The organism is Burkholderia stagnalis (assembly GCF_039848545.1).
Classification (GTDB): domain Bacteria; phylum Pseudomonadota; class Gammaproteobacteria; order Burkholderiales; family Burkholderiaceae; genus Burkholderia; species Burkholderia stagnalis.
Window position 1 is genome coordinate 988,269 of record NZ_CP156686.1, and the last position, 12,449, is coordinate 1,000,717.

Below are 12,449 nucleotides of genomic sequence, written 5' to 3' on the forward strand. Positions count from 1 at the left end.
CGTCAGCCGGCCGTCGGCCGGACGATGATCTTCACGTTGCGGTCCTTGTGGTTGACCAGCTCCTCGAAGCCGCGCGACACGATGTCGCCGAGCGCGATCCGTCCGGTGATCAGCGGCTGCACGTCGATGCGGCCGTCCGCGATGAAGCGGATCACGTCCGCGAATTCGCCGTTGTACGCGAGCGAGCCGATCACTTCCTTCTCGGTCGACACGAGGTCGAAGAAGTTGAACGCGCCCGGTTCCTCGAAGATGCCGACCATCACGGCCTTGCCGGCCTTGCGGATCACGTCGATCGCGAGCTTCGCGGTCGCGGTGTGGCCGATGCACTCGAACGACACGTCCGCGCCGTAGCCGCCCGTCAGCGCCTTGACCTGCGCGAGCGCATCGGTTTCCTTCGGGTCGATCACCGCGCTCGCGCCTACCTCCAGCGCCTTCTGCTTGCGCGCCGCCGACATTTCCAGCGCGATTACGCGCCCGGCGCCGGCCGCCTTCGCGCACATGATCGTGCACAGGCCGATCGTGCCCGCGCCGACCACGACCACCGTCTGGCCGACGATGCTGCCGGCCTTCTTCACCGCATGCAGCCCGACCGCGAGCGGCTCGATCAGCGCGCCGGCCTCGGTCGGAAAGCCGTCGGGCAGCTTGTACAGCAGCTCGGCGGGCACGTTCACGAATTCGGCGAACGCGCCGTTGTTCATCAGCCCGGTGAACGCGAGGTTCTCGCAGACGTTGTACAGGCCGTGCCGGCAATACCAGCAGGTGCCGCAATGCTGGCACGCGTCGGCCGTCACGCGCTCGCCGAGCGCGAAGCCCGTCACGCCCGCGCCGAGCGCCGCGATCTCGCCGCTGAATTCGTGGCCGAGGATGCACTGGCCTTTCAGGCCCGTCAGCGGGTGCGGCGCGTCGACCGGGATGAAGACCGGGCCCGCGACGTATTCGTGCAGGTCCGAGCCGCAGATGCCGCACCAGTGCACGCGGATCGTGACCCAGCCCGCGGCGGGTTGGCCCGGAACGGGCACCTCCTCGACGCGGATGTCGCGGCGGCCGCGCCAGACCGCGGCCTTCATGCTGGAATGAACTGCCGATGCGGGTGTGCTCACAGGGTGTCTCCGTCAGGTTGGGGGCCGGCGCGAATCGCGGTCGCGGCGGGCGCGCGGTGGCGCGGTCGATGCGTATGCAGGAACGGTGCCAGTGGTGCGCGCGGTGGTGGCGGTGCGCTGCGTCATCGGTGCGGCGTTGCGCGTGCATGCGGCGGGCGGGTGGCCATGGGGAACCTGTTGTGCTTCGCAAAGGCGCGCGGCGGGTGAGACGCGCGGGACGTTCGTCTCACCGGGGTGAGACGGAGCGGGGGCGGCCCGTCACCGGCCTGACAGCCGCATCGGTATCGGTATCGGCATTCGCATTGGCATTGGCATTGGCATTGGCATCGGTATCGGTATCGGCATCGGCATCCGCGTGAGCCGTGAAACGCCCCGTTGCGCGCACAGCCCCTTTACTTGAAGTGAACTTCAATTCGTATCATGTGCGCCGGTCGTTCGCGGCCCATCCGTTCACTCCATGGAAATCCGTCGAGCATGCTGAATTTCACCGAAAGCCCGATCGGCGACGCGCGGAGATCGACGCACAAGCGCGCCGACCGCGTGATTTCGCCGCTGCGGCCGCAGCTCTTCGTCACGATCCTGGAGGCCGGTGACGACGCTTTGCTGATCAGATGGGTCGAAAGCGGCCGCTGTCATTACGGCGAGCAGCGCTGGCGGCTGCGCGCAGCCGCCCGGCCGGGCCGCTGCGCGATTTCCGGGCAGCCGATCGCACCGGGCGAACCGGTGTTCCGGCCCGTGCTGCGGCCCGCGCCGGTGAACGGCGACGAGATGATCCGCCCGGCGTCGGTGCCGCGCGCGGGCGTTACCCGAGATCCTTGCGGTACTGGATGAACCCGGCGTTGGTGGCGACGCGGTCGTACAGCGCGCGGGCGGTCGTATTGGTCTCGTGCGTGAGCCAGTACACGCGGCTCGCGCCGGCCTCGCGCGCCCGCGCATACACGGCGTCGATCAGCGCGCCGCCCGCGCCGCGCCCGCGCGCTTCGGCGGCGGTGTACAGGTCCTGCAGGTAGCAATACGGCCCCTCGGTCCAGCACGAGCGATGGAACAGCGCGTGCACGATGCCGATCAGCGTGCCCGCGTCGTCGAACGCGCCGAGCACGAACATCGGTTCCGCCGGGTCCATCAGGCGCGCCCACGTCGTCGCGAACACCGCGTCGCTCAGCGGGGCGTTGTAGAACTGCCGGTACGCGCGCCACAGCGGCCGCCACGCGGCCTCGTCGGCGGCTTCGAGCGGGCGCACCGCGACGCGCGCCGCGCCGTGGCCCGCGCGGTCGCGCGCGGCGGCCCGCTCGTTGGCCTGCGCGTGGCGGATCGCGCCGAGCGACGCGCGCTGCGCGCCCTGTGCGTCGAAGTTGGCAGGCGACAGCCACGCGTCGAACGCGGCCGCGAGCGCGGGCCAGTCGCCGTCGACGATCGCGTACCACGCGGTGTCGCGGTTGCGCCCCTTGTAGACGAGCGCCTGGCGGAACGTGCCTTCGTATTGGAAGCCGAGCCGGTCGGCCGCCTTGCGCGACGGCACGTTGAGGCTGTCGCATTTCCATTCGTAGCGCCGGTAGCCGAGCGTGTCGAACACGTGCTTCATCAGCAGGTATTGCGCCTCGGTCGACACCGGCGTGCGCTTCAGGCGCGGCGAGAACGTGACGGAGCCGACCTCGATCACGCCGTTGGCCGGGTCGATGCGCATCAGCGCGAGCGTGCCGACCGCGCGGCCGCTCGCAAGATCGATCACCGCGAAATGCAGCGGGTCGCTGCTCGCGGCGGCGCCGCGCGCGTAGTCGCGGTAGCTCGCCTCGTCCGCATAGGGGCCGTGCGCGAGGTAGGTCCAGTCGCTGCCGTCGGCGGCCTGCGCGTAGGCGGCGTACAGGTCCGCCGCGTGACGCTCGGCGTCGAGCGGCTCGAGGCGGCAATGGCGGCCGTCGAGCGTGACGGGTTGCGGGCGCGGGCGGGCGGACCAGTCGGGCAGCGGCTGCCCGACGGGCTGTTGGTGGGCGTTGAGGGTGATGGGCACGGTGGATCTCGCTTCAGGGTGACGGCCGGCGACGTACCGGCTTGAAGACGATCGTAGTGGGCGCGAGGTACCATGAAAAGTGCCAGCACTTAGCAAATTTATGGTGCCACGCGGCACCGACGATCGACGCAACCGATGAACGCCACCTTACCGCCCGCCGACCTTCCCCCACAGCTCGACGCGCCGCTGACGCGCGCGCCGGGCGCGCCTTCGCTGCAGCGGCAGTTGCTGCGCCGCCTGCGCGACGCGATCCTCGGCGGCGCGATGCCGGCCGGCAGCCGCCTGCCCGGCACGCGCGCGCTGGCCGACACGCTCGGCATCTCGCGCAACACGGTGACGGCCGTCTACGAGCAGCTCGTCGCCGAAGGCTTCCTGCAATCCGATCGACGCGGCACGCGCGTGGTCGGGCCGACGCGCCGGACCGAACCGCGCCCGCGCGCCGCGCCGCCGGCGGTCGCGCAGCGGCTCGGCCGCATCCGCCCGAGCCGCATCGTCGGCACCGCCGAATTCGAGGGCTTCCGGCCGGGCGTGCCCGCGCTCGCGCATTTCCCGGTCGATGCGTGGCGGCATGCGGTCGACCGCGCGCTGCGCCACACGGGGCGCGCGCTGCTCGGCTACGGCGATCCGCTCGGCGAGCCCGCGCTGCGCGAATCGATCGCACGGCACCTGGCCGTGACGCGCGGCGTGCGCTGCGACCCGGAGCAGATCGTGATGACCGAGGGCGCGCAAGGCGCGATCGCGCTGTGTTTGCAACTGGTGACGAACCCCGGCGACACCGTGTGGGTCGAGGAGCCCGGCTATCGCGGCGCGCGCACCGCGATGCAGGCCGGCGATCTCGACGTGGTGCCGATGCCGGTGGACGCGGAAGGCTTGCGCGCGGACGCGGACGACTGGCGCGAGCGCACGCCGCGCGTCGTCTATACGACGCCGTCCAATCAGTTCCCGACCGGCGCGGTGCTGTCGATCTCGCGCCGGCTCGCGCTGATCGACGCCGCGCGCCGCCATCGCGCGTGGATCATCGAGGACGACTACGACAGCGAGTTCCGCCACACGGGCGAGCCGATCGGCGCGATGCAGGGGCTCGCGCCGGATTCGCCGGTCGTCTATGTCGGTTCGTTCAGCAAGACGATGTTTCCGGCGCTGCGCATCGGTTTCGTGGTGCTGCCGGAAGCGCTGCTGGCCGCGGTGCGCACCGTGCTGCCGGAGCTGCTGCGCGGCGGCGCGCGCCACGTGCAGCTCGCGCTGGCCGACTTCATCGAGAAGGGGGAGTACGGGCGGCATCTCGGCCGCATGCGGCGGTTGTACCGCGACCGCCGGCTCGCGCTGCTGGCCGCGCTCGACAGCGCGCTGAGCGTGCCGCATCGCGTCGAGGGCGGCCCGTGCGGGCTGCATCTGACCTTGCGCCTGCCGCCGCGCTACGCGGACCGCGCGCTCGTCGACGCCGCGCGCGCGCACGGCATCGGGCCGTTCGCGCTGTCGGGCTTTTCGCTGCATGCGCAGACGCCGCACAACGGGCTCGTGCTCGGCTTCGGCAACACGTCGGCGGACGCGTTCGAGCCGATGCTGCGCACGCTGTCCGCGCTGGCGAACCGGCTCGGCGGACCGTGACCGGGCCGGCGGCGGCGCATCGTCGGACTTGTGCGGATTGACGAAGCGGCCGGTTTGACCGGAACGAAGGCTGCCGCCGCTTTGCGGGCGATGCGAGGCGGGCGGACGGGGCGGCGATTCGTATGCTCTGGCGCGCGGCGTGGACTATAAATGGATTCGTGTACGGGTGATTGTCGGCGGCGCGCGCGTCTCGCGCCCGCGGCGCGACGACTGCCGGGGGAGGTGCACCGTGGTTCGCCTGACGCTTGTCCGCGCCGTGCTTCGCGCCGCGCTGATCGGGGGAGTGTGTGCCGGCTGTCCGTGCCTGCAGCCGACGGCCATCGCGGCGAGCTCGGCGCCGCCCGTGGCGAAGGAGAAGCGCGCGGCGCCGGTAGATTTTCCGGCGATCGTCGAGCGCTACGGCGCGGCGGTCGTGAACATCAGCGTCGCGCCCCCGGAGGCGCAGGGGCCCGCGCCGGCGGGCACGTCGTTCGCCGCGCTCGATCCCGACGATCCGCTTGCCGCATTCTTCCGGCGCGGCGCGCCGCAGCCGCCGACGCCCGAGACGGCGCCGCGCGCGATGTCGGGCGGCGGCTCCGGGTTCATCGTCAGCGCCGACGGCATGATCCTGACGTCCGCGCATGTGGTCGACCAGGCCACCGACCTGACGGTGCGGCTCACCGATCGCCGTGAATTCAAGGCGACGGTGCTGACGGTCGATCCGCAGAGCGACGTCGCGGTGCTGAAGATCGACGCGACGAAGCTGCCGGTGGTGCGGCTCGGCGATTCGGCGAAGGTGCGGGTCGGCGAACCGGTGCTGACGATCGGCGTGCCGGAAGGCACCGGGACGACGGTCACCGCCGGCATCGTCAGCGCGACCGCGCGCACGCTGCCGGACGGCGGCGCGTTTCCGTTCTTCCAGACCGACATCGCCGTCAACCCCGACAACTCGGGCGGGCCGGTGTTCAATCGCGCCGGCGAGGTGATCGGCATCGCGGTGCAGGTCTACACGGGCGCGGACCGCTACGCGAGCCTGACCTTCGCGATCCCGATCGGTCTCGCGGCCAAGGTGCGCACGCAACTGCAGACGCAGATGCAGGCGCAGCGCAACGCGTCGGCAAGCGCGTCGGGGAATGCGCTCGGCGTGGACGTGCAGGATGTCGGCGCGGGGCTCGCGGCCGCGTTCGGCCTGCCGCGCCCGGCGGGCGCGCTCGTCAACGCGGTCGACCCCGGGTCGCCGGCCGCCGCGATCGGCGTGAAGCCCGGCGATGTGATCGTGCAGCTCGGCGACAAGCCGATCGGCCGCTCGGCCGAACTGAACGACTATACGGCCGCGCTGGCGCCGGGCGCGAAAGTGCCGCTCCGGCTGATTCGCAACCGCAAGCCGATGACGCTGACGGTCACGGGCGGCGCGGCCGGGGCGGGCACGCCGGCCGCGGGCACGGACATGGCTGCTACGCAGCCGGCTGGCGGCGGCGATCGTCTCGGGCTGACCATGCATCCGCTGACCGACGACGAACGCCGCTCGACGGGGCTCGCGGTCGGGATGATGGTGGACGACGTGCGCGGGCCGGCAGCGGCGGCCGGCATCCAGCCCGGCGACGTCGTGCTCGCGCTGAACGACACGCTGCTCGAAACGCCGGACGACATCGCGATGCTCGAAGCGAAGGGCGGCAAGGTGATCGCGGTGCTGATCCAGCGCAACAATGCGCGCAAGTTCGTGTCGGTCAGGGCGCGTTAGCGGTAACTCACTGCGCCGTTGGCGGCAGCTCCGCCCACGCATGCAGGGTGGACACGATCGTATCGAAGAGCGGCCGGCTGTCGACGTCCTCGCTCAGGCAGGCCGCCGCGAGCGCTTCGAGCGCGCCGACGGCCGACGATGTGCCGCCATCACAGCGCGCCAGCAGTTCCTCGAGCAGACACCCGAACGCGCGCACTTCGAGCCGCTGCAAGGCGGATCCGGATCGCGCATCGTCGGCGTCATAGAACGACGCCGCGCCGAAATCGCCGAGCAGCGCGCCCCCCGCGCCGCGATGCAGGATGTTGTGCGCATACAGGTCGCCGTGCAGGATGCCGCGCGCGTGCAGGTGACGCGCGGCCGACGCGATGCCGTGCGCGATACGCAGCGCCGACGCGAAATCGAAGCGCGCATCGTCCGCATAGACATCGCGCGTGCAGGACGCGAGGCTCGGCGGCCCGGCAAGATTCTCGAACGCCGGATCGATCAGCGCCATGACGAGCCCGTGCGCGTCCAGCGGATGGCCTTTCACTTTGCCGATCACCGGGATCAGGTTCGGGTGGCGTCCGGCGTGGATGCAGGCGGCCATCTCGCAGTCCGGCAGGCCGTCGCTCGTCATCGCGCCCTTGAAGAGCTTGACGGCGACATGCGGCGCGGCGCCGTCCGATTCCGCCAGCCGCCGCGCCCGATGAATGACGCCCGACGCGCCTTCGCCGAGCGGCTGTTCGAGCGCGAGCGATGCCCATTGAACCTCGGGGATCGCCGAGTCGGCCGCCGCGGCTGTTTCCCGTGCCGCGCTGAACGGGTTGCCGGCATACGCGAGCCACGCCAGTCGCGGCAGGCGCAGCAACCACGCGGGCAATGCGCTCAGCCGGTTCGACGAAAGGCGCACGAGCTCGAGTCGCGAGCATGCCGCCATCGTCTCCGGCAACGCATGCAGCCGGTTGCCCGCGAGCATCAGTTTCTGCAACCGTGAACAATTGCCGAGTTCCGCCGGCAGTGTGTCGATCGCGTTGTCGGTCAGGATCAGCCAGCGCAACTGCGGCGGAAGCGATCGGCCGGAAACCGCGCGGATGCGATTCGCCTTGAAACCGATCATGCTCAACTGCGGGCACGCGCCCAGCACGTCCGGCAGTTCGGTGAAGCGGTTGTCGGACGCGAACAGGATGCGCAGCCGGTGCAGCCGCGGCAGATCGTCCGGCAGCGTCGACAGCGCGTTTCCGCTCAGGTCGAGCGTTTCCAGCGTGTCGGCCAGATCGAAGATCTCGCGCGGAAACTCGGTGAGGCCGCACGCGAGTTTCAGGTGGCGGGCGCCGGCAAGCTGGCCTGCGCGCAGTTGTTCGAGGGTCGTCGTCACGGAAGGAAGGGAGCGTGCAATTCAATTGCCGGGGATTGTACGGGCAACGGTGCAGAAGCCGGCGGCCGGCGCTGGCCGGCGCATGCAGGCCGACGGCGCGCGTCAGCGACGATAGATGAATTCGAAATCCGTCGAGCGCCCGACCTTGAATTCGTAATCGCCGACCCGCCGGAACCCGGCCCGCTCGTAGAACGCGATGGCCCGCGCGTTGCCGGACCAGACGCCGAGCCAGATCGGGCCCGGCCGATGTTCGCCCAGGAACGCGAGCGCAAGATCGAGCAGGCGCTGGCCGGCTCCGGTGCCTTGCGCGCTGCGTCGCAGGTAAAGCTGGCACAGCTCGCCGTCTTCGGGCCTGGCGTCGGGATGCGGCAGTTTGCAGGGGCCGACGTGCACGTAACCGTCCAGCGCGCGCTCGTCCGTTTCCACCACCCAGGTGCGATGCCCGGGATCGGCAAGCTGGCGCGCGACGACTTCGGGTGAGTAGCTCGCGGCTTCGTATGCGGCGAGATCTTCGGCGCCGTAACCGATGCCGAAACCCTCGACGAAGGTTTCGCGGAACGTGTCGCGCTTCAGCTCGGCCAGGCGGCCGGCATCATCGACGGTGGCAATCCGGATCATTCAAGCGGTCCTCAAGGAAGGGAAGGGTGACGGCGGCCGATCAGGGGAGCGGCATCGGGACGCGCGCTTCGACGGGAAGTATTCGCAAATCGTCATCCGGGATACACCGGCTTCGTCGATGATCCTGCCGATGTCCACCGCCTGATACCCGCGCTCCGCGCGAAGTATGCAGGCAAATCCGTATACGATAAAGTCCAGCGCCTGTCGGCTCGAAAGGCGCGAAAACCCTTTTGTCGTTCCATCGATTGCTCATTGTGCGGGGAAGACTGTGCAAGATTCCAGGCTGAAGGTTGCGGTGCTGTTCGGCGGCAGCAGCGCGGAGCGCGAAGTGTCGCTGGCGAGCGCCGGCCAGGTGATCACGGCATTGCGAAGCCTGGCGCATGAGGTCGTCGCGGTGGATGCGTCGCGCGGCCGTCTTTCCGCGGAACAGGAAGCACGCCTGCTGGCATCGCGCGTGGACGAAGCGCCGCCGTCGTCCGAGGCGCTCGCCGAATGTCGGGCCGGCATGCCGACGCTGCTTCCGCTCGACGATCTGGCCGGCGTCGACGTGGTGTTTCTCGCGCTTCACGGCGGCACCGGAGAGGACGGCACCTTCCAGGCGATGCTCGAGCAGGCGGGCGTGGCCTATACGGGCAGCGGGCATCTGGGCAGCGCGATCGCGATGGACAAGGACATGGCGAAACGGCTGTTCGTCGCCGCCGGCATTCGCACGCCCCACTGGCTGATGGCGCCCTGCGAAGCCGACAAGGCGCAGCAGCTGATCGGCTATCCGCTCATCGTCAAGCCGAATCGGGAAGGCTCGACCGTCGGCCTGTCGCTCGTGCGGAATCCGGCAGGCTTCGACGACGCGGTGCGCACGGCCGGGCGCTTCGACGCCGAAGTGATGGTCGAGCAGTTCATTGCCGGCCGCGAGCTGACGGTCGGCGTGCTCGGCGAGCGTGCCCTGACCGTCGGCGAAATCGTCCTCGCGCCGGATGCCGTGTTCGACTACAAGGCGAAATACCAGGCGGGCCAGGTGCGCGAGCAATTTCCCGCCGACCTGCCGAAGGACATCGTCGCGGCCGTGCAGCAGACCGCGCTGCGCGTGCATGCGCTGCTGAAACTCGACGGCTACAGCCGGACCGATTTCCGGCTCGACCCGCATGGCAACCTCTGGTGCCTGGAGGTCAACACGCTGCCGGGCATGACGGCGACGAGCCTGCTGCCGCAGTCCGCCGGGGCGTCCGGCATCGGGTTCGCGCAGTTGTGCGAGCAGATTTGCCGCGCGGGCATCGCGCGGCACCGGGCGCGCCGCTGACGCACGGCGCGGTGCCCGTCGCCCTTACGGCTTCGCCCCCACCACGAATTCGAACTGCGCGACCCCGTCGACGCCCCCCGTCACGCGATCGCCCGGCTGCAGCGCGCCCACGCCGGCCGGCGTGCCGGTGAAGATCAGGTCGCCGGCCTTCAGCTCGACCGAGCGCGACACATAGGCGATGACGTCCGGCACTGCCCAGATCATGTCGGCGAGATCGCCTTGCTGGCGCGGCTCGCCGTTGACCGCGAGCCAGATGCGGCCCCTGGCCGGATGGCCGGTGGCGGCAACCGGGCGCAGCGCGGTCACCGGCCCCGATGCGTCGAAACCCTTCGCCCAATCCCACGGCCGGCTCAGCTTCTTCGCGTCGGCCTGCAGGTCGCGGCGCGTCAGGTCGACGCCGACGCCATAGCCCCACACGTGCGACAGCGCATCGGCCGGCTCGATCGCGCGGCCGCCGCGGCCGATCGCGACGACGAGCTCGATCTCGTGGTGCAGGTCGTTCGTGAGCGGCGGATACGGGACGGTGCCGTGCGCCGGCACGATCGCATCGGCCGGCTTCATGAAGAAGAACGGCGGCTCGCGGGTCGGATCGGCGCCCATTTCGCGCGCATGCTCGGCGTAGTTGCGGCCGACGCAGAACACGCGGCGCAGCGCAAAGCGCGCGCGCGACTGGTCGACTTCGACGGAAGGACGCTCGGGAGCGTCGATGACATATTCGGACATCGGGTGGCCTCGTTCGGAAGGAAGACGGGGGCCGGCGCGCGCATCGTGGCCCGGCCGGCATGCGTGAACGATACCCGATGCGCACTGCGCCGAATGCGACGCAACTGCGCTTTTCCGGGACAAAACTACGCGTCGCCGTCCGGCAGCGCGGCGTTCGCGTCCCGATACGCCTTCGGCGACATGCCGACCCGCGCGCGGAAGCGCCGCGCGAAATAGCCTTCGTCGCGGAAGCCGACCGCGCGCGCGATCTCGGCGATGCGCCGGCTGGTGTGCGCGAGCAGCGATTGCGCGAGCGCGATGCGGCGCTCGGTCACGAGATCGGTGAAGGTGCTGCCGGTTTCCTTGCGGATCAGGTGCGCGAGATAGTTCGGCGACAGGAACGCGGCCTCGGCGGTGCCCGCGAGCGTCAGATCCTCGCGGGTCAGGTTCGCGCGCACGTGGCGCAGCACGCGCGCGAGCGCGTCGCGCCGCCCCGCGCGCTGCGCGCCGCGTTGCGCGAGCTTGTCGAGCGCGCCCGCATACTGCGTGCAGACGAGCCCGATCAGTTGCAGCAGGTAGCCGCGCAGCAGCGTGGTCGAGCCGAACGTGCGGACGCGGTCGGCGTCGAGCATGCACAGCGCGAGGCGGCGCGCCTCGTCGAACGCGTCGCCGGTCAGGATGAAATCGAGGTGCTCCTGGAAGCGGAACGGCGTCAGCTCGGGAAAACGGTGCGCGGGCACGTCCTCGAGGTCGAGCGGATCGACGTCGAGATCGGCGCGCAGGAATGCCTGGCTGAAGTTGATCACGACGAAGTGCGCGCCTTCCGGATGCGGGATCAGGTGCTCGCGGTGCGGCAGCACGAACGCGAGCGCGCCGCGCGGAAACGGCCGCGTGACGCCGCCGATCCGCTGCTCGGTGTCGCCGCCGAGGTTGAACTGGATCTGGAAATACGCGTGCCGGTGCGGCTCGGTGATCGCCTGGCGCGACGCCTGGTCGCGGATGTAGAAATCGAGCCGGTCGCTGCGTTCGGGCATCCCGTACAGGCGCGGCGGGGCGGAGGAGGACATTGCGGATTCGGCCATTCGTGACGCGGATTGAGCCGCGATGGTACAGCGAATCGCGGCGCCGCAGGAAGCCGCGCGGGCGCAGCCCGCCGCCGCGTCGGGCCGCCGGCTTGCGCAGGCGGCGGGCGGGTGAGCGCGCGCCGGCGCGCCACCGCTGCCGGTCATGCGGCCGGCGCGTCCGCGTCCGGATAGAACCCGAGGTAGCCGAGCGGCCGCGCGTCGGGCGCGCTGGCCGTCAGCGTCGCCGTCGCGCCGGTCGACGCGAGCGCATCCACCGTCGCCGCGCGATTGGACAGCAGCGTCCATTGCGCGGCCGCATCGTTCGCGGCCGTCGCCGCGCGCGCGCCGGCCAGCGCGGCGAGCAGCGCGTCGGCCGGCGGCGCATGGATCACGAAGCCTTCGTTCGCGACCGCCGCCGTTTCGACGCCCAGCGCCGCGCACACCCGCGCGCGCAGCGGCGCCTCGGCCTCGTTCGCCGCGCGCGAGCGGGCGATGTCGCGGCGCGTGACCTCGTCGACGATCATGCCGCCGCGCAGCAGCGGCGTCGTCTGCCATGCGTCGGGCGGACAGTTCTTGCCTTCCGGCGCCAGCTCGACGAACGGATTGATTTCCGCCGGATAGATCCGGCACACGAGCGGCCGTTCGTCGTAGATCCCGCAGCGCATGTCGGCCTGCAGGTTCGGGCACGGCCCGGTGTAGGACGCGGTGAGCACCGTCGTCACGCGCACCGGCAGCGTGCCGCTGAGCGCGGGCGTCGAGCGGGCCCGCTTGTATGCGGCGAACGCGTTGTCCGGCTCGGGTTCGACGGGCCACGGGATCGCGTCGCACAGCAGCTCGACGCGGCCGCTGCGTTGCAGCCACGCGATCGCTTCGTCGATCGTCAGCAGGAGGCGCAGGTCGTGGCAGCACTTGCCGCACGCCGTGCACGCGAAATCGATGTCGTTCACTGAAGGTTCCTGGTTGGGGCGGCGCGTATCG

General features: G+C 70.7%; 12 protein-coding genes and 1 pseudogene. 4 read left to right on the plus strand and 9 right to left on the minus strand.

Features of this window, described 5'->3' with window-relative positions; genetic code table 11:
- Positions 1 to 2: 2 nt before the first annotated feature.
- Both ABFO07_RS21255 and ABFO07_RS21260 read right to left on the minus strand, forming a co-directional pair.
- Positions 3 to 1,067 (minus strand): 2,3-butanediol dehydrogenase, encoded by a 1,065-nt coding sequence (locus ABFO07_RS21255; RefSeq protein ID WP_322230078.1) that lies wholly within the window; start codon positions 1,065 to 1,067, stop codon positions 3 to 5.
- Between the two features lie 259 nt (positions 1,068 to 1,326).
- Entirely contained in the window at positions 1,327 to 1,512 is a 186-nt protein-coding gene (locus tag ABFO07_RS21260) for a hypothetical protein (protein WP_347469518.1), read from the minus strand.
- A gap of 128 nt (positions 1,513 to 1,640) precedes the next feature.
- Between ABFO07_RS21260 and ABFO07_RS21265 the strand changes: the two are divergent.
- Positions 1,641 to 1,931: pseudogene (locus ABFO07_RS21265) on the plus strand (DUF3331 domain-containing protein); the annotation flags it as partial.
- Here ABFO07_RS21265 and ABFO07_RS21270 read toward each other — a convergent pair.
- Entirely contained in the window at positions 1,903 to 3,108 is a 1,206-nt protein-coding gene (locus tag ABFO07_RS21270; protein WP_124490404.1) for a GNAT family N-acetyltransferase, read from the minus strand. The pseudogene ABFO07_RS21265 and the gene ABFO07_RS21270 sit on opposite strands and share 29 nt — an antisense overlap.
- A gap of 135 nt (positions 3,109 to 3,243) precedes the next feature.
- Here ABFO07_RS21270 and ABFO07_RS21275 point away from each other — a divergent pair, with 135 nt between their 5' ends.
- Both ABFO07_RS21275 and ABFO07_RS21280 read left to right on the plus strand, forming a co-directional pair.
- Positions 3,244 to 4,716, plus strand: a complete 1,473-nt coding sequence (locus ABFO07_RS21275; protein ID WP_347469519.1) for a PLP-dependent aminotransferase family protein — start codon at positions 3,244 to 3,246, stop codon at positions 4,714 to 4,716.
- Positions 4,717 to 4,945: 229 nt separating this feature from the next.
- On the plus strand, positions 4,946 to 6,436 hold the full coding sequence (locus ABFO07_RS21280; RefSeq protein WP_060015092.1) for a trypsin-like peptidase domain-containing protein: 1,491 nt from the start codon (positions 4,946 to 4,948) through the stop codon (positions 6,434 to 6,436).
- A gap of 7 nt (positions 6,437 to 6,443) precedes the next feature.
- Here the strand turns inward: ABFO07_RS21280 and ABFO07_RS21285 are convergent, their stop codons facing one another.
- From ABFO07_RS21285 to ABFO07_RS34775, 3 genes are all read right to left on the minus strand, one after another.
- Complete coding sequence (locus tag ABFO07_RS21285; protein ID WP_347469520.1) at positions 6,444 to 7,790, minus strand: leucine-rich repeat-containing protein kinase family protein; 1,347 nt, start codon at positions 7,788 to 7,790, stop codon at positions 6,444 to 6,446.
- A gap of 102 nt (positions 7,791 to 7,892) precedes the next feature.
- Complete coding sequence (locus ABFO07_RS21290; RefSeq protein WP_347469521.1) at positions 7,893 to 8,408, minus strand: GNAT family N-acetyltransferase; 516 nt, start codon at positions 8,406 to 8,408, stop codon at positions 7,893 to 7,895.
- Positions 8,409 to 8,546, minus strand: a complete 138-nt coding sequence (locus ABFO07_RS34775) for a TetR family transcriptional regulator (protein ID WP_196486036.1) — start codon at positions 8,544 to 8,546, stop codon at positions 8,409 to 8,411.
- 130 nt (positions 8,547 to 8,676) lie between these two features.
- Between ABFO07_RS34775 and ABFO07_RS21295 the strand changes: the two genes are divergently transcribed.
- On the plus strand, positions 8,677 to 9,705 hold the full coding sequence (locus ABFO07_RS21295) for a D-alanine--D-alanine ligase family protein (RefSeq protein WP_347469522.1): 1,029 nt from the start codon (positions 8,677 to 8,679) through the stop codon (positions 9,703 to 9,705).
- Positions 9,706 to 9,729: 24 nt separating this feature from the next.
- On the opposite strand, the gene ABFO07_RS21300 is transcribed toward ABFO07_RS21295, so the two are convergent.
- From ABFO07_RS21300 to ABFO07_RS21310, 3 genes are all read right to left on the minus strand, one after another.
- Positions 9,730 to 10,428 carry a fumarylacetoacetate hydrolase family protein gene (locus ABFO07_RS21300; protein WP_059810339.1) on the minus strand — a complete coding sequence of 233 codons (699 nt, stop codon included), beginning with the start codon at positions 10,426 to 10,428 and terminating at the stop codon, positions 9,730 to 9,732.
- Positions 10,429 to 10,553: 125 nt separating this feature from the next.
- A complete protein-coding gene (locus ABFO07_RS21305) occupies positions 10,554 to 11,474 on the minus strand; it encodes a helix-turn-helix transcriptional regulator (protein ID WP_059565730.1) in 921 nt (306 codons plus the stop codon).
- Positions 11,475 to 11,632: 158 nt separating this feature from the next.
- A complete protein-coding gene (locus tag ABFO07_RS21310; RefSeq protein ID WP_347469523.1) occupies positions 11,633 to 12,418 on the minus strand; it encodes a YkgJ family cysteine cluster protein in 786 nt (261 codons plus the stop codon).
- Positions 12,419 to 12,449 lie beyond the last annotated feature (31 nt).

Bases quoted from the DNA above. Each gene is read 5' to 3' on its own strand.
- ABFO07_RS21255 (WP_322230078.1), bottom strand. From the start codon at position 1,067: ATGAAGGCCGCGGTCTGGCGCGGCCGCCGCGACATCCGCGTCGAGGAG.
- ABFO07_RS21275 (WP_347469519.1), top strand. From the start codon at position 3,244: ATGAACGCCACCTTACCGCCCGCCGACCTTCCCCCACAGCTCGACGCG.
- ABFO07_RS21290 (WP_347469521.1), bottom strand. From the start codon at position 8,408: ATGATCCGGATTGCCACCGTCGATGATGCCGGCCGCCTGGCCGAGCTG.
- ABFO07_RS21300 (WP_059810339.1), bottom strand. From the start codon at position 10,428: ATGTCCGAATATGTCATCGACGCTCCCGAGCGTCCTTCCGTCGAAGTC.
- ABFO07_RS21305 (WP_059565730.1), bottom strand. From the start codon at position 11,474: ATGTCCTCCTCCGCCCCGCCGCGCCTGTACGGGATGCCCGAACGCAGC.